At 34.6% G+C, this 24,395-nt stretch carries 16 protein-coding genes; 4 read left to right on the top strand and 12 right to left on the bottom strand.

Translation table 11 applies throughout. The annotated features are described in order from the left end of the window. Nucleotides 1-19 precede the first annotated feature (19 nt). From BXU01_RS10090 to BXU01_RS10055, 8 genes are all read right to left on the bottom strand, one after another. Nucleotides 20-1,231, bottom strand: coding sequence for an AGE family epimerase/isomerase (locus tag BXU01_RS10090; RefSeq protein WP_083693098.1), 1,212 nt, complete (start codon nt 1,229-1,231; stop codon nt 20-22). A gap of 210 nt (nt 1,232-1,441) precedes the next feature. Next, the gene (locus tag BXU01_RS10085) at nt 1,442-3,547 is read right to left on the bottom strand and encodes a GDSL-type esterase/lipase family protein (RefSeq protein WP_083693291.1); all 2,106 of its coding nucleotides are present in this window, start codon (nt 3,545-3,547) and stop codon (nt 1,442-1,444) included. 130 nt (nt 3,548-3,677) lie between these two features. Next, nucleotides 3,678-4,919, bottom strand: coding sequence for an MFS transporter (locus tag BXU01_RS10080; protein ID WP_083693097.1), 1,242 nt, complete (start codon nt 4,917-4,919; stop codon nt 3,678-3,680). A gap of 186 nt (nt 4,920-5,105) precedes the next feature. Further along, nucleotides 5,106-6,266: a galactose oxidase gene (locus tag BXU01_RS10075; protein ID WP_083693096.1), complete on the bottom strand. Its 1,161-nt coding sequence runs from the start codon at nt 6,264-6,266 to the stop codon at nt 5,106-5,108. A gap of 29 nt (nt 6,267-6,295) precedes the next feature. Next, on the bottom strand, nt 6,296-7,216 hold the full coding sequence (locus BXU01_RS10070; protein ID WP_083693095.1) for a dihydrodipicolinate synthase family protein: 921 nt from the start codon (nt 7,214-7,216) through the stop codon (nt 6,296-6,298). Nucleotides 7,217-7,306: 90 nt separating this feature from the next. Beyond that, entirely contained in the window at nt 7,307-8,767 is a 1,461-nt protein-coding gene (locus tag BXU01_RS10065; RefSeq protein ID WP_083693094.1) for a RagB/SusD family nutrient uptake outer membrane protein, read from the bottom strand. A 17-nt stretch (nt 8,768-8,784) separates the two neighbouring features. Further along, on the bottom strand, nt 8,785-12,219 hold the full coding sequence (locus tag BXU01_RS10060; RefSeq protein ID WP_083693093.1) for a TonB-dependent receptor: 3,435 nt from the start codon (nt 12,217-12,219) through the stop codon (nt 8,785-8,787). Nucleotides 12,220-12,717: 498 nt separating this feature from the next. Continuing rightward, nucleotides 12,718-13,950 carry an ROK family transcriptional regulator gene (locus tag BXU01_RS10055; RefSeq protein ID WP_083693092.1) on the bottom strand — a complete coding sequence of 411 codons (1,233 nt, stop codon included), beginning with the start codon at nt 13,948-13,950 and terminating at the stop codon, nt 12,718-12,720. A 540-nt stretch (nt 13,951-14,490) separates the two neighbouring features. On the opposite strand from BXU01_RS10055, the gene BXU01_RS10050 reads away from it, so the two are divergent. From BXU01_RS10050 to BXU01_RS10035, 4 genes are all read left to right on the top strand, one after another. After that, a complete protein-coding gene (locus BXU01_RS10050) occupies nt 14,491-14,826 on the top strand; it encodes a hypothetical protein (protein ID WP_255373734.1) in 336 nt (111 codons plus the stop codon). Between the two features lie 101 nt (nt 14,827-14,927). After that, nucleotides 14,928-16,583, top strand: a complete 1,656-nt coding sequence (locus tag BXU01_RS10045) for a peptidase domain-containing ABC transporter (protein WP_083693090.1) — start codon at nt 14,928-14,930, stop codon at nt 16,581-16,583. Between the two features lie 4 nt (nt 16,584-16,587). Beyond that, nucleotides 16,588-17,943 (top strand): HlyD family secretion protein, encoded by a 1,356-nt coding sequence (locus BXU01_RS10040; protein WP_083693089.1) that lies wholly within the window; start codon nt 16,588-16,590, stop codon nt 17,941-17,943. Between the two features lies 1 nt (nt 17,944). Beyond that, complete coding sequence (locus BXU01_RS10035) at nt 17,945-19,342, top strand: TolC family protein (protein ID WP_083693290.1); 1,398 nt, start codon at nt 17,945-17,947, stop codon at nt 19,340-19,342. 396 nt (nt 19,343-19,738) lie between these two features. Here BXU01_RS10035 and BXU01_RS10030 read toward each other — a convergent pair whose 3' ends face one another. From BXU01_RS10030 to BXU01_RS10015, 4 genes are all read right to left on the bottom strand, one after another. Continuing rightward, nucleotides 19,739-20,206, bottom strand: coding sequence for a phage holin family protein (locus BXU01_RS10030; RefSeq protein WP_083693088.1), 468 nt, complete (start codon nt 20,204-20,206; stop codon nt 19,739-19,741). 439 nt (nt 20,207-20,645) lie between these two features. Beyond that, the gene (locus BXU01_RS10025) at nt 20,646-22,550 is read right to left on the bottom strand and encodes a fibronectin type III domain-containing protein (protein ID WP_083693087.1); all 1,905 of its coding nucleotides are present in this window, start codon (nt 22,548-22,550) and stop codon (nt 20,646-20,648) included. Nucleotides 22,551-22,600: 50 nt separating this feature from the next. Next, on the bottom strand, nt 22,601-23,227 hold the full coding sequence (locus BXU01_RS10020) for a hypothetical protein (RefSeq protein ID WP_083693086.1): 627 nt from the start codon (nt 23,225-23,227) through the stop codon (nt 22,601-22,603). 15 nt (nt 23,228-23,242) lie between these two features. Further along, nucleotides 23,243-24,328, bottom strand: coding sequence for a hypothetical protein (locus BXU01_RS10015; protein WP_083693085.1), 1,086 nt, complete (start codon nt 24,326-24,328; stop codon nt 23,243-23,245). Nucleotides 24,329-24,395: the final 67 nt, after the last annotated feature.

Genomic DNA, 24,395 nt, shown 5'->3' with positions numbered 1-24,395 from the left:
TACCTAAAGGCACATCTATTTATAGGCTTTGATTTTCATGTTTGATTGTTTTTTCAAAATATTCGTTTAATATTTGTGTGCAATACCATTCCTGACGCGGCAAATGAAATGGACCTTTATAAAGGTTTCCTTTAGCAGTTTGCGCCACAGTTCCGTCTCTGTGTAAATACCCAAACCATTCTCCGTTTTCTTTATCATGGAATTTACTGTATGCATAATCATGAATCATTTTATGCCATTTTGCATATTTTTCGTCACCGGTCATGGTATATGCCAGTAATGTTGCAATAATTACTTCGTTGTGAGGCCACCAGAATTTCATGTCCTGCCAATATTCCTGAACTGGTTTACCATATACATCACAGAAATATAAAATTCCGCCATGTTCTTTGTCCCAACCGCGTTCCCACATATAATCGAGCATTTTACAGCCCAATTCAATTAAATGAGGATCGTTATTTCTATATTTTGCTTCATGTAATATGAACCATGCGCCTTCAATAGCGTGACCGGGATTTAAAGTTCTTCCGTCAATATGATCGATTATTTCACCATCTGGAGATACTTGTTCCATGACACATTTTATGTCGTGTTTTACAAAATCACGTTCGATTTCGGCAATCCACTTCGTGATCCATTCATCGCAACGCGGATCTCCAATGGTTTCCCTGATTTGTTGTGCCGTATTGATCATAATCATCGGAGAACCAATTCCTTTCGACGGGCGTTCTCCTGTATATTTTGGTTCTAATAATCCCGGAGTACTCGAATATTTGATGCATTCTCCAAATAAATAACGTGCCTGCTCTGCCACAACTTCATCACCGCTCGCTTTTGCATAAGCACTCATCGCAATCACAGCAAAGGTTTCAGAGAAATAATAACGTCGTTTGCGAATTGGGTTTCCTTCGCGCGTTACATGAAAAAACATTCTTCCATCCGTATCAAAACAATGTTGGTTCAGGAAATCGATTCCGGATTTTGCACCGTCCAGCCATTCTTGTTTAGGTTCAATTGTGTTATAAAGTGTTGATAATAACCACGCAGTTCGGCCCTGAAACCAAACCGATTTATCATCATCGATTAAAGTACCATTTTGATCACGCATTAATAAATAACCGCCGTGAATGGTGTCTATAGATTGTGGAAACCAAAAAGGCACGGTATCCTGTAATAATTGATGCTGATAAAAATCTTTTAGTTGTATTAGATCAGTATTTGAATAACTCATTTTATATATGATTTTGACTTAGTTTTTGTATTTACTAAGTGTTGATTTTTTATTTTTTTGCCACAGATTAAAAAGATTATTATGATTTTAACCCGTGCTTATTTTTTGCACGCAGATCACGCAGATTTAAACAGATTTTATTTCTTCCCACATCTTGCTTCTTTCCTCTTTCCTCTTTCCTCTTTCCTCTTTCCTCTCACATCTTTCTTCTCACATCTTTCCTCTTTCACTATCTAAATCCATTTGAAAAGTCGAACACGGCAAATTTGCTTCATTAACCAAATTTGCTGTTGTATAGGGTTTCCAGGCGTATAAAACTTTTTTTATTTTCTCGTCTTTGGGAATTTTTAATATAACCTCATCGTTTAAAATTCTACCCTTACTTTCGATTCGGATTCCTTTTTCGGTTACCAATTCAAAACCTGTTAATTCTTTTTTGTTGGCTGTTAATAATGATTTGGCGTTTGAAAAAGAAACGATAATTTCATCTCCTTTTTTTATTGCTTTTATCGCTGATGGTCCGTTTGCGATTACATTTTTTCCGTAAGTATATTTTAAAGCTAAAAGCGCCAGACGATCTCCAACCTGCTTTTTTTGAATAGGATGAACATTTGTAGCATCACCATAATCCATACTAATTGCCATGCCGCTATTGGCGATATTTTTCTGAATTTTGGTTTGTGCATCTCTAAAGGACGGCCAGGCTGGACGATCTGTTGCTGACAATTGAACATAATAAAAGGGTAGGGAACTTGCCCAAGCTTTACGCCAGTTTCTAACCAAAACAGGCATTAAATGTTCGTATAATTCGATGTTATGTGCGTTACTTTCGCCCTGATACCAAATAATTCCTTTTATAGGGAAATCGGTAAAATGGGTTACTCCGGCTTCATAATTATAACTTGGTCCGTACGGATGTCGTTGTTTTGGATTTTTGGCATTTTTTAAATTTTCATCGGCGCGCGATCTTACCCATGGCATCATAAAATCAGATTTTCGCCAATTGGTCAATACATCAACAACTTTATCATCATGTTCTAAAGTATATCTGTCAATCCAGGATTCTATGGGAGATCCGCCAACGGCAACTTGTATTAAACCAATCGGAATATTTTCTTCCTGTATTATATTTTCTCCAAAGTAATAGGCTATGGCTGAAAAATCCTTGGCACTTATAGAATCACTGATCTTCCATTTTCCGGAGAAGAATTCTAAACGATTTGTTTTTTCTAAAGTGATAGAATCCCAGGCTTTTTCATCGGTTTCGGCAATGGCTTCAAAATTGAATAATCGAAGATTGGTGTTTTTGATCGCGTTTTTGACCTCAGCCATTCCGTTTTCTGATTTATAAAGCGGAAATGCCATATTCGATTGTCCGGAACAAAACCAGACATCTCCAATCAGAATATTTTTTAGAACGATATTTTTTTCTTTTGATGATATTGTAATTTGATGTGTTCCACCGGATTTCATTGCTGGAAAAATTGCTTTCCATTTTCCGAATTCGTTTGTGGTGACAATTTCTTTTTTATTATTAAAAGTGACTTCGATTTTGTCTCCGCCATTTGCAGTTCCGTAAATTACAATGGGCTGGTTTCTTTGCAATACCATATTATCACTAAAAACGGGAGACAATTTTAATCCGCCAAAATCTTGTGTAATGTTGCTGTAAACGGTTTGTGCGAGAATTGTTGCGCCTTCTTTTATGGGATGTAAAGCATCCGGAAAAAGATCAGGGCGATTGTATAATTTTTCGTGAAGATCAATTAAATCCACATTATTCGCTTTTGCAATTGCTTGAATATGTTCCTGAATTTGCCAAAACCAATCACGTGTTCCCGATTTAAAACGCGGATGTTCGTTGAATATCGGCGTCATTCGGCAAATGAAAATTTTTACTTTCGGATTTTGTGTTTTTAAAGTATCGATCAGCCAGGAATAATCGGCATCAAAATCCTCTTTATAATTGGGCCAGTTTCTTGGATCTGTATCATTTAATCCTAAATGAATAATTGCAATATCCGGACGATAAGCGATTGCTTCGGCACATTTTTCAGTTTTAAAATATGGCGTACTTCCTTTTTTTAAAAGCGTTGCCCCGCTGTGTCCAAAATTTTTGATTTCATATTGATTTCCCATCAAAAGTTGAAGCTGCGAAGGATATGATTCTGTTGAAGGATTATTCAAAAGATATCCAGCAGTAACAGAATCTCCAATACAAGCTATTTTTATTGCAGTTTGTGCTCTCGTTTCAAGATTTAAAACCATTGAAAAGAGTAGGATTATAATATGAATATTTTGACTTTTTGTTCTCATTTTTCTTAGAACTATTATTAAAAATGTGGCAATTATAAGCTGGGCAGAACGCATAGCTCCGCCCGGGCTTATAAAAAAACCAAAAAACAACTAACTCTTAAATTGTAAAAAGGGGAATGAACTTTATATCCTACGCGTCGGCAAAATCATTGACTTTAGGACGCAGGAAACTAATTTGAACCAGTAAAGCAAGCAACACAACTCCGGCCATTAAAGCAAAACCAAAACCTAAAGTTCCTGAATCTGCTGATTTTCCGAGTAATGATGTAACCAACGCTCCACAGCCAACTCCTGTCATATTGAGGACGCCATAAGCGGTTGCCCGATGTTTTGATGAAACAAACTGACAAATGATAGGCATATTATTCGCATCGAACATTCCGTAGCCGATACCAAAACATAAAACAGCTCCAACGACGTGAAATAAGGAATGTCCAAAACCAATCAACATTAAGGCAGGAATGGTTAAACTCAGTCCAATGGCGCTGGTGTAAACTCTTCCTTTAATATTTTTCTGAACCCATTTGTCGGATAAAATTCCTCCGAAAATAACACCTATTAAAGACGAAACTGAAATTGTAATTGTGGCTATAGGCCCGGCTTGATCCATTGAAATATTCAGATTATCTGAAAATAGGGTAGGAAGCCAGTTTTTTGTTGCCCAACCCGGTAAACTGATTATGGCGAAATAAAATAAAATCACCCAAAATGAAATATTGGTAAATAATAACGCGAGGCCTTTGAAAAGGGAATCTTTTTCGTGGGTTTTATTAAACTCAGGATCAAACACTTTGGTTGATACTTTTTTCTCGTATAAAAAGAAAACCAAAACGATCGAATATACAATTCCCACAATACCAAAATGATGAAAGGTTGTATGCCATGAAAATCTTGCGGCAATTGTAGCGCCAAAACCTCCTAAAGCAGATCCTACATAAAGTCCGGTCATGTGAATACCAATTGCAAGTGATCTTGTTTTTTGCTGATGATAATCGGCGATTAAAGATAATCCAGCCGGAATATACAAAGCTTCACTCACGCCCATAACGGCTCTTAACCAGTAAATTTGGCTGAATGTTGTGGCATATCCCATTGCATAAGTTACGGCTGACCAAACAAATAAACTACCGATAATCAACCATTTTCGGTTTAATTTGTCGGCTATGATACCGGAAACAGGGCTCATTAAAGCATAAATCCAAAGGAAAATGGCCATTAAACGTCCGAAGTTTTCGCCCGAAACCAATTCCGGAATGTCGGCTTCCATTGATGGTCTCATGGTCGCCAGCATTTGTCTGTCCATATAGTTGAGCAACGCTACAATCCAGAGTAACGCAACGACTAACCAAGGATAATATTTAGAGTTTTTCATATTTTGATTCTTGTCAGACCTAACAGGTTTTTAAAACCTGTTAGGTCTTTTAGGTTAAGTCTTATTTTTTTCTCTGTGTCTAATTTTTGCACGCAGATCAACGCGGATTGAAACAGATTTATTTTGATTTTTGTTAAACCTGACAGGTTTTTAAAACCTGTCAGGTTTAGTAAACGGTTGAATTAATTATTTAATAGTTCCCAACATTACGTCAGGAGTACGGATTCCGGGTTTTATTTCTCCATTCGATAAAACGATTTTATCATTCCAAATCGTTGCGGTTGTTGTAACATGAGCAAGAAAAGGCAATTCGCCAATTTTTGACCATTTATTGGTGTGTGTGTTGTATAGTAAAATTTCGTTGTAAAAACCTTTGTGTGTTGTATTTAATATGTTTTTTTCGGCGATAAGTTTTGCTTTTTCTTCTTCAGAAGTAGCGCTTGCAATTTGAGATATATAGGTTTCGATTTTATGAAAAGTAGTGCCGTTATCTCCACCCAGAATTAAAATATATTCAGTACCAATGGCAATTCCGGCGCCGGCAGAAAAGTTGGTAGTTTGTTTTCCGTCAGAGATATTGGCTTTGGTTTCCCAGGTTTGTTTTTTTAGATCGAAAGCTAAAGTTGTGTTGTGCAAATCGCTAATTGCTGTTGACGTTTTAGTTCTTCCTCCAATAACATAAATCTTTTCATTTTGAATTATCGAAACTGAATTCGCTAAAGCGAAAGGCAATTTCGTCAACAATTTCCATTCTGGTTTTTCGGCATTCAAATCAAGACTAAAAACTAAATCTGATGATTGTTTTGCTTCGTCTCCGCCAATAGCATACACTATATTATCTAAATGTGTAAGTGCAATATTGGTAATCGCTATTGGGAAATCGGGTAATGATTTTGTTTCGATTTCATTTTTATCAGCATTCCAATTTAAGAGATAAGCTTTATTCGAAAGTCCGTTTTCATTTTCTCCGCCTACGTAAACGATTCCTGAATTTGTGGTTACATTTCCGGGATATGCGATTGGTTCCGGTAATGTATGTATTGCTTTTGTGTTCCAATTAAAATCGTCGGCTGCTTTTTCTAAAACATGAATTTCATTCGAATAATGTTTTTTTCCTCCTTCCCAAGGCATTTTATCGGGAAAATTAGCTCCTCCGGCAACAATCAAAACATTATTGCTAATTCCGTTTATTGGACCTGCAAAGCCTAAAGAAAGACTTCCGTCAGTATTTTGCAATTGTGCTGCTTTTTTCCATTCGACATTTGTAATCTTTGTTTTTTGCGAAAAACCAACTGTTGTAGACATAATTAAAATAGTAAGGATTAAGGAAGAAAAAGACGTATTCATAGGGTTTGTTTTAGAGAAAACGAACGGATTTATTTGGATTTAAAAGTATCGAAATCTAAACCTGCGACATCTTTTTTGAATAATTCAAATTGCTCTGCGCTCATGTTTTTAACCGGTAATCTAAATTCTCCTAAATCATGACCGACCAATTTCATATACGCTTTTCCAACAGAGATTCCGCCGTATTTACCTAAGAAACGAATCATATCAATTGATTTTTGCTGAAGCTGACGCGCTTTTACCAAATCATTATTATTGAAAGCATCAATTAAATCATAATATAATGGAGCAGCATAGTTAAACGTACTTCCTACAGCACCTTTCGCACCAAGAACTAAGGCTGATAACATGTTTTCGTCACGTCCCCAAAGCATATCAAATTTTCCATTTTCGTAGCTCATACAACTTTGAAAATCCATAAAATCTTCGTGTGTATATTTCACTCCGGCAAAATTTGGAAGTTTTCCGTCTAATGCTCTCACTAAATCATACATGGCAACGTTTACCCCTGTTAACACCGGAATGTGGTAGTAATAAAACGGCATATTTGGAACGCTTTCTCCCACTTTAATACAGATTTCGGCAAGTGTATCAACATTATTTGGTTTGAAGTAAAAAGCTCCGGTTAGTGAAACAGCGTATAAACCAATTTCGTAAGCATGTTGAGCCAAATCGATACAATCTGAAAGGCAAGTTCCGCCAAGGAAAACCATTACTTTAAAATCGGCATCGTGGTTCGAACAATCTGCCCAGGCTTGTGCTACGGCTTTTTTCTCTTCTAAGGTAATAGAAACTCCTTCGCCAGTTGATCCGTTAATAAAAGCTCCGGTAATTCCGTTTCTTTTTAGAAATGTATAATAAGGGGCAATCAAGCTTACATCTAATTTTCCGTTGCTGTCAAAAGGAGTAAAGGGAGCAGAAATAAGACCTTGTAAATGTTCAATTTTCATGAGTATGTTTTTTTGTTGTTTTGTGTATTTTGTTAAATTAGACTGAGAATTTTTAGATTCTCAGCCTAATTTTAAACTATAATTTTAAACTTATTTGCTAAGCGGATTTTGAACAATTTTTGGATTAAAGTTGATCGTGTTTTGAGAAATCGGAAACAAAACTTCTTTGCTCGCTGTCATTGACGGAACTAAACTTGTTTTATTAAAACGAACTAAATCCCACCACGCTTTTCCTTCAAAAGCCAATTCTTTTAATCGTTCATTCAAAATCACATTATCATTGTTTGCAGGAGAATCATTGATGAACGAAGCCGAAGGATCTGCTCTTTTCATTACAAGGTTCATTTCTGTACTTGGATCTTGTCCTAAAGCATTTTTAATTTCTGCTTTCATCAATAAAATATCTGCCCAACGGTAAATGATAATGTCACTTACAAAGCGTCTTAATGTTCCGTCTACAGTTCCGTTATATTTTACTAAACCTGTAACTACAGGAACTGCTCCGTTGTATAAAGTTAAATAAGTAGCTGCTTTTCTGCTATCTGTAGTTGCAAAGTTAAATCGTGTAATATCAGGCTGAACTCTTGAGATTCCGGCATTACCAGCACCTGTTCCTAATGTTCCAAAAGTTGCAGTTGCGGTTGCAGAGGTTAATGGTGCAAAATCACTTGGTCCCACAAACATAAACTGATTCCAGTTGTCTGCTAAATTCGATGGTAAATCAGCAAGAGAATAACGTACGGCAAAAACTACCTCAGCATTTGCTTTTTTGTCATAAGCAAAAACATCTTTAAAGTTAGGTAATAAAGTTGGAGTTCCTATTGCATCAATAGCAGTCAAAGCAGTATTTAAATCTGTTGTTCCTCCGCCTAATTGTTTTGCTGTCCATAAATTTACATCGGCTTTTAAAGCATAAATTGAAGGAAGTGATAATTGCGTTTTATTATTTGATGCATCCGGAAAGTTTGCAATTGCAGCATCAATATCTTTTTTGATGAAAGCAAATGTTTCTTCGATCGTATTACGCGGAATTATGTATTGTGACTGATTGGCATTTTCTGTAGGATCTGTAACAATTGGAACACCTCCCCAAGAACGTGCCATGATAAAATAACATAAAGCACGCATAGAATACGCTTGTGCCATATATCGTTTTTGTTCGTTTACCGTTGTTGGACTAAAGGTAATTTGCGGCACATATTTTAAAACTAAGTTTGCAGAATGTATTACGGTATATAATCCAGCCCAGTCTACGTCGATATTCTGTGGCGTAAGCAGGTTATTATAATAATTAGCTAACGTTAATGGTGATTGAACACCAGCCGTTATTTCGGCACTTCTGGCTCCGCCCAACAAGTAATAATTTTGTTGTGTCTGAATTCTAAAGTTTACATACATTCCGTTTACGCCAGCTTTGGCATCATCTTCAGTTTTCCAAAAACTATCAGATGTGATGACACTATCAGAGGTTAGTTCTAATTCGTCCTGACAGGAATTGAATATAGCGAGACTAGTAAAAAGTAGTGTATAGAGAAGAAATTTCTTTTTCATGATTTTAGTATTAAAATTTACAAACTGATGTTTAAACCAAGGATAATATTTCTTGGAACTGGATAGGTTCCTGTTGAACCTGCTGCAGACAATCCTAAACTAGATCCTCCGTCGATACCTTGTACTTCAGGGCTTAATCCGCTGTATTTAGTAAAGTAATATAAGTTACTTCCTGTTATATACATACGAAGTGAGGCTAACTTCGCTCTCTCAACCCATTCTTTTGGGAAATTATAACTAAAGGTAATTTCTCTAATACACAAGTAATCTCCACTTTCGTAGTAACGGCTGTTTCCCTGAAACATATTGGTGTTGTAAGCAGCTCCACTAGCTTCTGATCTAAATAAGTTATTTTGGTTCGTTTGATCTGCCCAACGGTAACGAGGTACATCTGTAATGTCACCTTCTTTTTGCCATGATTGTCCGCTTTCTGCCAATAATCCGTAGTTACCCTGAAACTGACCTAAGAAACGTGCTCTTGCTTCGTTGTAAATTGTAGCGCCTAAAGAGTAATCTGTTCTTACCGTTAAAGAAAATCCTTTGTAAGCAGCATCAAAATTAAAACCTCCTACAAATGTTGGGAACATATTACCCATGTATTTTCTGTCTCTGCTGTCGATTACACCATTGTTGTCAGTATCTTCAAATACGGCATCTCCGGCGAATTTTTTACCTTCAGGATTACCACCTCCGGCAGCTGTTTTAGTTACATAAGTATCATGCACTTTTAAGTTATAAGCATCTGCTTCTGCCTGAGTCGAAAGAATATATAATTGTTTGTGTGCGTAGAAATTTCCAATTTTTTGTCCTTCCTGTAAGCCTCCAACATATTGGTATGTACCACTATTTTGATCGAAAATCTCAGTTCCGCCAATTCTGTTGTTTAAATTTCCGTTTGATGGAAGTTTTTCAATCGTGTTGGTATTGTGAGAAACGTTTGCTCCAACATTAATTTTCCAGTCGTTTTGGTTGTAAACATTTGCTTGAATTTCTAATTCGAAACCTTTACTTCTTAATCCTCCAAGATTGGTTAAAACTGTAGAGAATCCACTATTAGAAGGAAGCGTTAAGTTCGTTAATAAATCAGATGTTAACTTGTTATAGAAATCTCCAATAATTCTGATTTTATCTTCATTGAAACCTAAATCGAAACCACCATTTACGGTTTCAGATTGTTCCCATTTTAAACCCGGATTTGCAATTTGTGAGTTTATAATTGCTGATTGTCCGTTGTAACTATTTGCGATACTGTTTGTTGAACCTGAATATAATCCGCCAGCCTGGAAATCGCCTAATGTTCCTAAGTTACCATTTACACCATAACTTCCACGAAGTTTAAGCGAAGAAACAAATTTTGGCATTGCAGCTTCCCAGAATTTTTCTTCCTGCATATTCCATCCTGCCGAAATTCCCGGAAAGAAACCGTATCTGTTATCAGGTCCTAAACTTGATGAACCATCATAACGGAAAGATGCTGTTGCAAAATATCGGTTTTTGTAATCGTAGTTTAAACGGCCAAAAACACTGTTTAAAACCAATTTAGTATTGTTGCTGTAAACCGAAACCGGAATAGGAGATGAGTCTAAAGTCTGTGCTAAATCTGACGGGCTTCCTTTTCCTGAAGCGTTAAAAGATTTTATGGTTCTGTCGTATTTAGAAGCTCCTAACTTAGCATCAAAATCACCAATATTTTCCCAATCTTTTTTATAAGCAAAAACTCCTTCATATTGTACTTGCGAAATTTGATTACTTAATCGTGTTGCTGTACGCGTATTGTCTACCAAACCGCTGCTTCCGCTTAAAAATGCCTGTTGAAAAGTGTTGTCATTTTCGTTTTCGCTATAAAGCGACATAGATGGAGTGAAGGTAAAATCTTTGGCAAGTTTCAATTCACCATCAACGCTCATTTGTAATTTATTATTTTCGTTGATTCCCTTAACTTTCCCCATTTGATACAATGGATTTCCGTTAATGTTATTTTGACCCGGAGCTAATGTTCCGTCTTCTAAATATAATTTTGTTGTAGGTGAGTTTCCTAAATATCGGTTGAAAACAACACTATTGGCAACCACTTGATTATTGCTCGCTTTAGAAAATAACATACGGCCATTAATAGTAAAGTTGTCTGCTACTTTTAATGAAGCATTCAATTTACTGGTAAATCTTTGATATCCTGTAAATATGGTAATACCATCACCTTTTAAATATCCTAAACTTAGATCGAAAACTCCGGTTTCATTTCCTCCACTAAAACCTAATGTATGACTTTGGGTCATTGCAGTTTGAAATAATACATCGTTCCAGTCTGTACTTTTGTACATAATAGTGCTGTTAGGATTTAACGGATCTTGTAGTTCCTGCCATCCTTTTGCTTGTAATTGTGCTACTGAATCCGGTGTTAAATTAGATTTTAATAAGGTAGCAAACGGAGTATTGTTTTGAAGATTATTTCCCGTACCTGCAGGAGTTGCACCTGTAAGCTGACCCAATCTTGCAATACCTGTTGTGGTAGAAAGTCCTGCAATTTCGGCAGCATTATAAAGTCCCTGACGTTGAAATTTGATATAATCTCCGCCACCCATAAAGTCGTATTTTTTACCAATCGTGCTGCTTTGAGTCGAAACATTGTAGGTAACTTTCATTTTACCAGCTTTTCCGGTATTTGTAGTAATGATAATTACACCATTAGAAGCTCTTGCTCCGTAGATTGATGTTGCTGCAGCATCTTTAAGAACCTGAAGTGAAGCAATATCAAGAGAGTTGATATCATCGATCTGAGTACGAATAACACCATCTACTATATATAAAGGAGTTGCACCAGCCGGATTATCGATAGAAGTACCTCCACGAACTAAAATATTCGAAGCTTTTCCGGGTTGACCAGATGAAGTTTTTACGACCAAACCAGTTACGTTTCCTTGCAATGATTGTGTTACGTTTGAATAAGGTACATTTTCTAATACTTTTTTATCCAGTTTAGAAACTGCAGTACTTAAAGTTCTTCGGTTTTGAGAACCATATCCTACTACAATTACTTCATTCATTTGTTGTCCTATTTCTTTTAGAACAATAGTAAGAGGCGCAGTACCAATTGCAACTTCTTGTTCCTGAAGACCTATATAAGATACAACTAATGTAGTGGCATTATCAGGTACTTCGATCGTAAATTTTCCGTCAAAATCAGTTTGTGCGCTAAATGTAGTTCCTTTGGCAATAATATTTACACCAGGTAAAGCTTCTCCTTTTTCATTTGTAACGGTACCGGTCACTTTCTTTTGAACCGGATCAACTCTGTTTACATTTTTGTTTGTAAGTGTAATGCTTTTTTCTGTTTTTGCAGTTGCGAGTTGCATGGTAAAAACTAAAAGCAACGTGGACGTCAATTTTATAACTTTTCCGTGTTTAGGAGTAAACCTACAATTTTTAGGTTTACTTTTAGGCAATAATTTCATACTTTTGTAATGGTTTGGTTAATAATAACTTTGTTAAAGGTCTGTTTATTAATTTTCAAGTCATTGTTCCAGGAGGAACCGGCCAGCGATGTTGCAAGCATTAGCTGGCTTTTTTATGTTTGAAAATTATTATTTACGCGATGATTGTATTTGTATTTATGCTGATCTTTAAATTTTACTTGATATAAAAAACTTGTATTTTTCTGATGTTATTAAGATGCTTTTATCATCTTGGGTTTATTTATTTTGTTTTTTGAAATGCGGGGTTATTAAAAAGCTATTCTATTAATAAAGATCAGTTTTAGATTTATACTTTTTTTTAAAACACTTAATATACTATTAGAGAACTTTTAACATTGAAAATTCACTATTAATTTAAATGTTATGAAATTATTATGAATAAATTAATTTATTATTACGAAGTAAAGATATAAAATATTTTAATATAACAATATTAGTTATTAAAATATTTTAATAATAAAGAAGTAGTTGTGAAATTTAGTTATTAATTAGAGGAAATAACATCTTCTCTTTGATCACGCAACAAGCGCCTATAACGCCCGCACGACGGCCTAAAGCAGACCTTTTTAGCTTCATGTCGCGGTTGACTAAACCTAATGAATATTTTTTTAATGCAGATTGAATGGGTAGTAATGCGTAGTCTCCTAATTGTGCGAAATCTCCGCCAATTACCAGTAGATCAGGATTGAAGATATTTAATAGAATAGATAAATAACGTCCCATTTTTTCGCTTTGCTGGGTAACAAGATCAACACAAAGGGTGTCTTCAAGATTTACTGCGCCGGCAATAATGGCATTATGCTGTAATGCAGAAGAAGTTTCGTCAAGTACAACTTTTGATTGTTTACCTTCTTTTACAGCTTCTTTGAACTGGTTAATTAAGGACCAACCTGAAATTTCGGTTTCGAGACAACCCAGTTTTCCGCATTGGCACATAATATCATTATTAAAAATAGTACTATGTCCAAATTCTCCTGAGTAACCTGATTTTCCGTAATACAGTTTTCCATCCGTTATCATCCCAATAGCAACTCCCCAGCTATAATTTACAAATATTATATTTTGTTCGTCGTCTACAACACCTTCGCAATATTCGCCAAAAGCCATTGCGCGCGTATCGTTTTCCAGATGAACAGGAAGATCTAATTGCTCTGATATGATCTCGTTCAAAGGCCTGTTTTCACTAAAGAAATAGTTATAACTAAAACCTTCCATAGAATTGATTCGGCCTGAAAAGTTAATGCAAACCCCAACAATAAGTTTTTTATCTACAGAGCTGTCTTCTATAAATGAGTTGATGAGTTCGCAGAATTTTAATAATGATTTCTGGGTATTTTCTAAAATAAATGATGCTCCAAGTTCTACGCTAACCAATTCATTTTTTATATTTTGTAATCCAATAGACATGCTGCTTATTCCTACCTCAACACCTAAAAAGTAAGCACAGGTTGGGTTGATACTATATAAGGATGGTCTTCGTCCGCCGCTATTGGTAATTTTTCCCATATCGACTACATAACCTTCAGTCAGTAATTCGTTGACAGCTTTGGTAACGGTTGGAACACTTGATTGTAATTCAGTACTTAATTCGGCAATAGTTGCATTGCCTCCTGACAGCAAACGCTTTGTTATAGATTGTCTTAGCATGTGCCATTTTTGGCCTGAAAGACTTTTATCTTTACTATTGTCTAATAAATCTTTTAAACTCATCGCTTTTATAGTTAGGTGTCCTTTACAAACTTACTATATTTTTTAAATAATTATAAGAATTACGCTCAATTATTAAAATATTTTTTTAATGTGAATTATATTTTAAAATACAGATTAAAAACTATCATTTAAATATGATGTAATACTGCCTGTTCCAAGAAATTTCAGTTATAAATGTTTCGTGTTTATTGTCTCTTTTTTTTTATAAATATGTAAATGTTTGAAAAAAAAGCTTGAATAAGCAGAATGATAATTTTTTAATTTATTGATAATAAGAGATGTATCTACGTGTCATGAAATTCTAATGTTATTCTAATGTAGCAGCGAAAATTTAGATTTAAATTGCGCGCTTGTACATTTTTTTGATAAAAATGGATTCAATCAGGATTGTTTCAGTATCCAAAAACAGAGCTGAAACGGTCCTTATGATTTTGATTTTTATCTCATAATATAACTTTGATTTCTGATAAAATGCTGAATAAAATTAAAAATAGTCTTTTCTGTAAATGCCTTCAGGTGTTACTAATTGGCTATTTTTTATTGAGTAGTATTAATATATCAAGCAGTATCAGCCATATAATAAATGATAATTCCGAAACGCATTCCGTTAAGGGAATTACCTGCAATTTGCTTAAAAAAATATTCAAATGTGACGGTATCCGTGAAGAATTGGATGATTACGAAACAAAAGACACCAAAACTGCAAAACTGGCAAAAGGAAGTATTTTATTAGATTATTTAATTCCGCATCATGCTTCGATAACACCATTATACTTTCTAATAGATTCTAAAGGAAAAAATCATATTGATAATCCTGTTTTTTTGTTTGGATTTTATGGAAAAATACATTTAAGACCACCCCGCGCTATTTTATAAATGCTTAATTTTGATAGGAGTAGATAAATTCTATAATCCTTTGTATGGTATTTACCGTATATTAATGTCTAATATTAATCTTGTATTTATACTATAAATTCATGACACCATTAAAACGTTTTTTTAATTTACTGGCGCTTGATAAGCGTGACGTATATCAAATTATATTCTATGCTGCGTTTGGCGGTATTGTAAATCTCTCTCTGCCTTTAGGAATTCAGGCTATTATTAATTTTATTCAAAGTGGGCAAGTCAGCGTTTCCTGGGTAGTACTGGTTTTTCTGGTGACTGTGGGTGTTGGTTTTGGCGGTGTTCTGACGATTTTGCAACTTCGAATTGTTGAAAACCTGCAACAGCGAATTTTTGTGCGATCTTCATTTGAATTTGCTTACAGAATGCCTTTAATCAAATTTAAAGAAATGTATTCTGAATATGCTCCCGAAAAAGCCAACCGATTTTTTGATACATTAATGGTTCAAAAAGGAACGGCGAAACTGCTTTTAGACTTTTGTACTGCTTTTTTGCAAGTAGGACTCGGGATCATTTTATTGGTTTTATATCATTCCTTTTTTACGGTAATTGGTCTTTTGTTTATCGTTATTTTATATATCATTTTTAAATTTTCGTATAAAGACGGTTTGGAAACTAGTCTTAATGAATCTAAGTTTAAATATAAAGTCGCGGCCTGGATTCAGGAAATCGCTCGTAACCGCGAAAGTTTTCGAAGAAAAGGCGGTTTTGAATATGCATTGAACAGAAACGACGGTTATGCAAGCCAATATGTAAATAATCGCGAGAAGCATTTTCAGGTCATGAAAAAGCAATACATTCAGCTTACCATTTTTAAAGTTATTGTTACGGCTGCCCTTTTGTCGATTGGTGGTTTTCTGGTAATTCATCATCAAATGAACATTGGGCAGTTTGTGGCAGCAGAAATTGTTATTGTATTACTGATTAACTCGGTAGAAAAAATCATATTTGGGTTAGAATCTTTTTATGATGTTCTGACTTCGGTAGAAAAAATTGGACAGGTTACAGATATGGAGATTTCAGGTATTCCGCAAACCTCAGCCGTAAGCAATACCGGAATTAATATTGAGACAGAAAGTATTGCCTATAATTATCCTAATCACAATAAAAAGTCACTAAAAAACATCAACCTTAAAATATCTCAGGGAGAGAAAATTATATTAAAAGGAACAAACGGTGCAGGAAAAAGTACGCTGTTGCGTTTACTTTCAGGTTTGCTCGAACCGGAAAGTGGTGATATGTATGTTACAGATAATTATATGAACCGTCTTAACGAAGATACTTACAGGGAACAGGCGGGAACATTCCTGCAGGGTGATACGCTTTTTGCGGGTACGATTAGGGAAAATATTCTTTTTGGAAATCAAACCATTAATAATGATGATTTAAAATGGGCGCTTGATAATGTGTGTCTTACGCCGTATATTAAAACTTTTCCTAACGGATTGGAAAATCAGATTCATCCGGGCGGAAGTGAACTTTCGGCATCAGATATTCAAAAAATTCTTTTGGCACGAAGCATTGTCCATAAACCTAATATATTATTCCTGGAAGATCCTGTTGATAAAATGGACGAACTGACTTCGAATAAAATTGTTGATTTTTTACTTTCTGAAGAAAATAACTGGACGGTAATTATTACTTCTAAAAACGATATCTGGAAGAATAAATGCGACCGTATGATCACGATTGATGATGGAAAAATTATTAACGACATAAAGCTTTAATCATATGCTCAACATATCTAAAGATAATAATATACTGATAACGCCGGGACAATACGCGTCGATCACCAGTGTTGCGAGAAGACCGCACTATAAAATTTTAAACAGAATTATAATTGGGTTTTTGATTTTTGCATTTGCCTGCCTTTTTCTTCCGTGGACACAGAATATTTCAGGAAGCGGATCAGTTACGACTTTAAAACCAGACCAAAGACCGCAAACGGTTCACAATGCTATTGCCGGAAGGGTCGAAAAATGGTTTGTAAAAGAAGGTGATTATGTAAAAAAAGGCGATACGATTCTTTTTATTTCAGAAACCAAAGAAGATTATTTAGATCCCAATTTGGTTGGAAATACTAAAGATCAGGTTGATGCTAAAAAAATGGCTGTAGAATCTTATGGCGATAAAGTGACTTCGCTTGATGTTCAGGCAAAGTCGCTGAATACTGAAAGGGAATTAAAATTACAGCAAGCGCAAAATAAAATCAAACAAGCCCAACTGAAAATAAAAAGTGACAGTATGGATCTTGAAGCGATTAAGACGCAGTTACGAATTGCCCAAACACAATTTACCCGTTCGACGGCACTTAACAAAGAAGGATTAAAACCGCTTACAGATGTGGAACAGAAAAAACTGAAACTACAAGAATCCGAGGCTTATATTATCACGCAGCAAAATAAATTGCTAAGCAGTAAAAATGAACTTATAAATGCGAGAGTTGAGATAAACCGAATTACGGCAGAGTATTCTGAAAAAATTTCGAAATCAAGAAGTGATAAGTTTACCGCTTTAAGCACCCAATATGATACAGAAGCCCAGGTCAATAAATTACAGAATCAATATGTAAATTATAGCATGCGAAATGGAATGTATTATATTACAGCGCCTCAAAGTGGCTACATAAATCGTGCTTTATTGACGGGTCTTGGTGAAACAATCAAAGAAGGAACGCCAATAGTAAGTATAATGCCTGCAGATTATGATATTGCGGTTGAAACTTATGTAGATCCTATCGATTTACCGCTGGTACATCGTGGTGCAGGAGTTAGGGTTTGGTTTGACGGATGGCCAAGAATCGTATTTTCAGGATGGCCGGGATTGTCGTACGGAACTTTTGGAGGTAAAGTTGTGGCAATCGAGAACTTTATAAGTGCCAACGGAAAATACAGGGTGCTCATTGCTCCAGATGGTAATAAAGAAGAAAAATGGCCAAAAGAACTGAGCATAGGAGCCGGTGCGCAAAGTATTGCCTTACTGGAAACCGTATCTGTATGGTATGAAATATGGCGTAACCTAAATGGTTTTCCGCCTAATTATTACAAGTCTGATGCAAAAGAAGAAAAAGGAAAGGAGAAAAAATAAGATGAAGGATATGATAAAATTGTTTTCCTTTTTATTTCTATTTGGATTTTCGGCATCTTATAGTCAGGATTTTAATAAAGAGGAATTAAGTTACAGCGAATTTTTGGGATATGTAAAAAAGTATCATCCGCTGGTAAAACAGGCTAATCTTGAAGTAAGCAGTGCACAGGCAATGCTTATGGCTGCCCGCGGTGGATTTGATCCAAAAATTGAAGTAGATTATAATAAAAAAGAATTTAAAGGAACAGAATATTATTCGCTGTTAAACAGCAGTTTTAAAATTCCTACCTGGTATGGTGTCGAAATCAAAGCAGGTTTTGACCAAACCGACGGACAATATTACAACCCTCAAAATCGTACTCCCGAAGCAGGATTAACTTCTCTAGGAATTAACCTTGCCTTAGGTCAGGGAATGTTTATCAACCAGCGAATGGCGGATGTAAGAGAAGGAAAATTGCAGATAAAATTGAGTGATGCGCAGCGAAAGTTACGAGCAATCGAGGTTTTGTACAAAGCAAGTGAAGCGTATTTTGAATGGAGAAAAAGTTATAACGAAGCCCAGCTTTATAAAAGTTATCTTGGGTTTGCAAGTACGCGTTTTGCAGGCGTAAAAAAACTGATAGAATATGGAGATTCTCCTGCAATAGATAGCGTCGAGGCAGGAATTACGGTTAGAAACAGAGAGCTGAATGTAGAAAACGGAAATCTGAAACTGGCAAAAGCAAAACTTAATCTTTCTAATTATTTATGGATCGAAAGTGTTCCGGTTGAGTTAGAAGATAATGTAAAACCGGAACAAAATTTAATTCAGACACTTGAAGAAACGCTAAAAACGGCAGCAATGATGGTAAATTCAGAAACACTGGAAACACATCCTAAAATCCAGGCTCTGGAAACTAAAATGTCTATGCTCGAAATTAATAGACAGCTTAAAGCAAATTCGCTGTTGCCAAAGGTAAATGTGGGGTACAATTATATTTCTGAACCGTCTTATTTTGATTCTTTTAATGCCGATGATTACAAGTTTAATATCGATTTTAGTATTCCAATTTTTCTAAGGAAAGAACGCGGAGGTCTAAAATTAGCCAAACTAAAAATTCAGGATTTAAAGTTTGATATCGATCAGCAGAGACTCGAGCTTAAAAACAAAATAAAAGCGCAGCAAACTGAAATTGCATCACTAAAAAGACAAAAAGCAGTGATAGACAATCTGGTCAAAGATTATATGACGATGCTAAGTTCAGAAGAAAAGTTATTCTCTTTTGGTGAAAGCTCGATATTCCTGATTAATTCGCGTGAAAATAATTTGGTTAGTGCAAAACTGTCTCAGATTAGTATCGAGAATCAGTTTTATATTTCGAATGCTGAATTGTATAAAATACTGGCAAATCCGGATTGATTTTGATTTAGGATTGTCTAATATTGAAAATAAAAAAGCCTGTAAATTTAGTGTTTACAGGCTTTTTTATAAAGTTTATAGAAGTAAACGAACATAGAATCTCTTATAACGTGTTTAGATTTTGTTTCGTTTTGTTTATTTCGATACTATTCTTTTCATTTGTCCTCGATGAAATTGATTTTGATATCATTTTTTTATCGGATGTTCTGGCACTTGAAACATTGTTTTTATTATTTAAAGTATTCATAATGAAATTTTTAAATTAGTATGTTTCAAATGTAACTGTTTAAAAGCATATTATGTTACACTATTTGATTTCTTAATTTGTATTATTTTAAGTTAAACATAAAAAAAGCAGGGAAGATATTGAAACACCTTCCCTGCTTTTTATTTTTTTTATTTTTCTATGTGAAATTTTGGATCTATTGTAATTAAAAGTTTTTTAAAGAGTTGTATTAATCGATCTCTTACCGATTTGAGGATCAATGTCATTGCGTCGAAATTTTCTACTTCTTTTTTTGTCTTTATAGCAATAATATTGCTGATTATCGAAATTCCGTCACTCACTATCAATAAGTCCATTACTACGGTTACGAACCATTTAAAGTTGTAATTGAGTCCTATACTCATTAATGCCAATGCAGTTGGAATTAGCAATACGGCTAATTTGGATACAAATCCTAAAGCCAATTTTTTAAAACTAAAAGCGTTACTTAATACTATGGTTTTGATAATGCCTAAAAAAGTATCCATTACCATAAGGTAAAACAGTACTTTAACAATTTCTATATCCATTTCTAAGTAAATAAAAATTCCGTAAAGCAATAGTTTTATTTCGTTTGAATATTCTGAAATTTTATGCATCACCGTTTTTTATAGGTTATAATCTTCTACGATAGATTTTTTTGGGCGTAATCAAAACTAATAACGTCAAGTAAGTTGGTAAATTTCTTTCCTAAAATCCATAGTGTTTTATCTTTTTCATTCGCCTAAATTATCACTTATGGTTTCCTGAACAGCACCAAACTTATTTGTTGAAGATTCCATAATAAAGTTGTCGTTTAATAATGCTCCGCATCATATGTTCTGCTTATGTCAATGCATAAACTAATTTTTCTTAAATTTCTTTAAAACTCTTTCCATTCGATTGTGGCATATGTAAAACACAATTCTTTTTTTTAGTGATTTAGTTAAATAATCTTTTGGGGTTTTCAAGCCCCAAAAGATCGTTATAATTAGATATTTAGATTTATTTTTAAATTTTTCAATCCAATGCCTAGATGTTAATTGTATCGGTCAATTTTTATTCATCTTTTATATTTGGGTCCCCTTTTACTTCAATTGCATTAGTAGAATGAGAAGTAGGTTTTCCATCAGCATCTAATACGACTACGTAATAAGTATAATTTAAATCACTATTTATGGTTCTGTCAATATAATATGTTTCACTCGTTTGATGAATTGGTTCAAAAAGTGTATTGGGGTATGTCTCTTTTCTATAAATTTCATAAACGACCCCAATGTTATTATTTGTATTTATGATCCATGAAAGGTCTATTCTATTAACACCCGTTAACGCAGCAGTGAAATTATCCGGAGTTGTTGGTTCTACAATTGACTTTGTAGTTTCTTTTACAGTATTGGAAGTTGATATATTTCCGGCTGCGTCTTCTGCTGTAATATAAAAACTGTAAGTTGTTCCTGTTGATAATCCTTTAGCATCATAGTAAAGAACATTGCCTAACGGAATTGGCAAAGCACCACTTCTATATAAAATATAATTAGTAACAGCTACGTTATCGCTTGAAGCTGTCCATCTTAAAGTTATACTTGTAGTTCCAATATTTGATATTATTAAATTTGGAGCTGTTGGTGGGATTGTATCACTAGATCCTCCTGTATATTGTATAAACTGAACTACTCTGTAAGGGTTTGTAAAATCTATAGGTGCAGCAACATTTGAATTATTTACTGCGCCTGTATATGTTTTTAAACCTCCATATTGCTCATCTGAAGCATTAACATAGTAATAATTACCACCGCTATTATCATCTGCCGAAACTGGTAAAGTTATATCTAGTGGTGGGATATTTTCTTTTTTCAATATTCTGCCTATTCTACCAGCAGTTTTCCCCATAGTATCAAAAGGAAATACTACAGAACCATTAGCATCTCTGTAATACGTTATACCATTACCTCCGTCTCCATCCAGAAGATCACCTCTCTCTTGTGGAGTTGGATTAAATAACCCTACAGGCATTTTTCCTTTTAATGGCACATATTCTTCCCAACCTGACGGAATAGGATCTGTTTTACCCCAAATAGCTATCATTCCAATAGGGACAGCGACAGCAGCTGTAATTTTGCTTTCTAAAGCTGTAATACGATCCATTAAATCGATTACCATATTGTTTTTAGTAACCTGATTTGAGCTGTCTATTGCTAAGAAAGAGCCAATAGAATTTGATGTATTTAAATTCTCTAAGTAGACTTTTCCTCCAATAGAAGTATTTTGCCAATCTGAATTATAATTTAATGTAAGTTTTGTATTATTGTTTACTAATGCTCTGCCTAAGGTTGATCCCAATCTAAAATCTGTAACTCTTACATTGGCTGTAGGGGTTTCTTTTATATCTAATTTTGACAATTGATAAATGTCTAAATCCAGATCGCCTTTCATTGCCTTTGAACCATCCAGAGGGAGATATGTTTGATTAATAGTATCAATATCAGCTTGTATCGACTGAATATCTTTTACGATTTTAAAATTTGCCAAATCATAATATTCTATTCTTAATGCATCGCTATTTTGAGAAATCCCGTTACCATATTCAGTTTCAGTGATGTATTCTGCTTCATAATCAAAATAAGCAGTTTGCGAAACTCCGGTTCCGTATACCAGATTTACCCCTGTTCTGGTGGTTTTTAGATAACCAGTATCAGTACCTTTGGCAATAGGGTATAAAATTCCTTCTGTTTGAGGTAGTGCCCTTCCGGAATCTTTGAGGTTATTTTCGTCTTGTTGGATAATAGCCCAGCCTTTTGCAGCATTAGTTGCTGGAGCTACAATATAATTATAACCTGTATTGATGCTTAAATGGCTTTGTAAAGCTCCAAATAATTCAGATCTGTACGCGGTTTGAAGTCTTTCTAAAGTTTCTTGCTCGAGAGGAAATCCTCCTGAATGACTAAAATTTACTTGTTTCATTTTTATGGATTTAAATGTCTGTTGTTTTATAGTATTTTGTTGTCTTGCTTTTATATTCTATTTCCTGATGTGTACGAATAGCTTTCGTAACTTTTACCAGCCAGTTTATAAAAGTTTAACAAATTGTGGTATTCAATATTAGCAACCTTAATTGCTTCTGATTGTACAGATTTATTGGGCTCGACAATTATAGTTTGATTTGTTATTAAACTTTCCGGAATAAATACCCTGAAATTGGCGTAAGCAATTGTGGTATAATCTGAACGATGAGCGAGATAAACAGTTTTATTGTTTCTGTTTTTATATTCCTCATGCGTAAAAACTTTTAATTGCGGAATTATTAAAGTGCCATCTGGTTCGTAATACTCTTTGTGCAGATATACATACTGTAAAGTTGGTTTGACCGATTCGTCTATATAAATTAACTCTTCTAATCGTTTCTGTTCGGTGCTTAAATTAGGATTGTAGATTTTCGTTGGATTATAGGTGTCGTTCAGCACTTTTTCCAGGTAAATAACCTGACCTGTATGCTGCATTTTATACAGAATCTCCTCGTAAATGGTATGAAGCGGAGTCAATAAAACATCGAGCCAGTCAAAATGTGTTTTTTTTCGAAGAATAGGAGGGATGAGCCATAACAACAGCTTTTCCCATTTTAAAACGGTGTATTTATTCATTTTATATATATTAGACTATTGTTTATCTCGGTAGAAAGTATAAGGAATGTAATTTACCTCAACCTGAAGTGTATCCATATCAAAATATCCTGCATTTGGAATAAAATATTCAATATTGGTTACATCCTTAAGGGTTTCAGGATCATCGCTGGGATTTGTTGCCCAGCCCGTTTCGACCTTTTTCAATATCGGAATTTTAACTCCCGTTGCTTTCTGAACGGCATCAACAAGATATGTTTTTACAAAAGCGCCATTAAACTCAATGTTTTTTAAATGATCTTTTGCTGCATCCAATACCGGAAAAACTTCACTTTCTAATATTAATGAGCCGTTTCTTGTATCTAATGGTTCTTCTAATAAGGCTAATTCGTAAGCCGCTAATTTGATTTGTTCTTCGTCATTTAAATCCCTGCTTAAACTTTTGAGTTGATAATATTCAATGTCTTTTGGATTAATATAAATCGTTAAAGGATCGATGTAAACATTCAGATTTAATTTAAGATTATCGCCCTGATCAGATGTGATGAAAACCTGATTTCCCGCATCTTTAATTTTAGCGATATATTCCTTAAAAGCAAAAAGCTCGTTTGGTACATCGATTCTCGAAATTTTGTCTTCTTTTACCGTAGCCACTTTTATAAAAACAACCCCAACTTTATTGTGGAAATAATCAGAGAAAATTTCTTGTACATCGCGATTGGGTTTAAGCACTGTTTCTAAGTCAATTTCGCTAACAGCGCAATATTTTATTATTTTTGCCTGTTCAATTTCGTCTTCAGATAAATCTGTAGTATCAAATTGATATGAACCATCTTTCCAGATAAGTGACATTCCGTTACTCGAATCCGGATCTAAAGGCATTCCGTAATGAAAATTTAAAGCCTGTTCGCGATACCAGTTTAGAGTGTGAGGTCTTGATATCAGGGCATTTTTTTCTACCACTTTTTCGTGAACCCAAATCGCAGTAGCGACGATATTAATCCAAAGTTTCCAAATCGCAGTCTTTGAATTCGATAATGAATCTGTTAAGCCGTTTAGGGAAGATTGTTTCCCTTTCTCAATCAGAATTTCATTCTGTATTTCAGCAATTGTACGTGCCATATTTTGATTTTTTAATATAGATTAGCCTGTAAGACATGTAATATGCTTATAGATAATTGTTTATGTT

It is taken from the genome of [Flexibacter] sp. ATCC 35103 (assembly GCF_001975985.1).
Lineage (GTDB): Bacteria > Bacteroidota > Bacteroidia > Flavobacteriales > Flavobacteriaceae > Flavobacterium.
This window is presented reverse-complemented; position numbering and strand designations above follow the sequence as displayed.

Coding starts and splice junctions, on each gene's coding strand:
- BXU01_RS10090 (WP_083693098.1), bottom strand. CDS start 1,231: ATGAGTTATTCAAATACTGATCTAATACAACTAAAAGATTTTTATCAG.
- BXU01_RS10085 (WP_083693291.1), bottom strand. CDS start 3,547: ATGAGAACAAAAAGTCAAAATATTCATATTATAATCCTACTCTTTTCA.
- BXU01_RS10080 (WP_083693097.1), bottom strand. CDS start 4,919: ATGAAAAACTCTAAATATTATCCTTGGTTAGTCGTTGCGTTACTCTGG.
- BXU01_RS10075 (WP_083693096.1), bottom strand. CDS start 6,266: ATGAATACGTCTTTTTCTTCCTTAATCCTTACTATTTTAATTATGTCT.
- BXU01_RS10070 (WP_083693095.1), bottom strand. CDS start 7,216: ATGAAAATTGAACATTTACAAGGTCTTATTTCTGCTCCCTTTACTCCT.
- BXU01_RS10065 (WP_083693094.1), bottom strand. CDS start 8,767: ATGAAAAAGAAATTTCTTCTCTATACACTACTTTTTACTAGTCTCGCT.
- BXU01_RS10060 (WP_083693093.1), bottom strand. CDS start 12,219: ATGAAATTATTGCCTAAAAGTAAACCTAAAAATTGTAGGTTTACTCCT.
- BXU01_RS10055 (WP_083693092.1), bottom strand. CDS start 13,950: ATGAGTTTAAAAGATTTATTAGACAATAGTAAAGATAAAAGTCTTTCA.
- BXU01_RS10045 (WP_083693090.1), top strand. CDS start 14,928: ATGACACCATTAAAACGTTTTTTTAATTTACTGGCGCTTGATAAGCGT.
- BXU01_RS10040 (WP_083693089.1), top strand. CDS start 16,588: ATGCTCAACATATCTAAAGATAATAATATACTGATAACGCCGGGACAA.
- BXU01_RS10035 (WP_083693290.1), top strand. CDS start 17,945: ATGAAGGATATGATAAAATTGTTTTCCTTTTTATTTCTATTTGGATTT.
- BXU01_RS10030 (WP_083693088.1), bottom strand. CDS start 20,206: ATGCATAAAATTTCAGAATATTCAAACGAAATAAAACTATTGCTTTAC.
- BXU01_RS10025 (WP_083693087.1), bottom strand. CDS start 22,550: ATGAAACAAGTAAATTTTAGTCATTCAGGAGGATTTCCTCTCGAGCAA.
- BXU01_RS10020 (WP_083693086.1), bottom strand. CDS start 23,227: ATGAATAAATACACCGTTTTAAAATGGGAAAAGCTGTTGTTATGGCTC.
- BXU01_RS10015 (WP_083693085.1), bottom strand. CDS start 24,328: ATGGCACGTACAATTGCTGAAATACAGAATGAAATTCTGATTGAGAAA.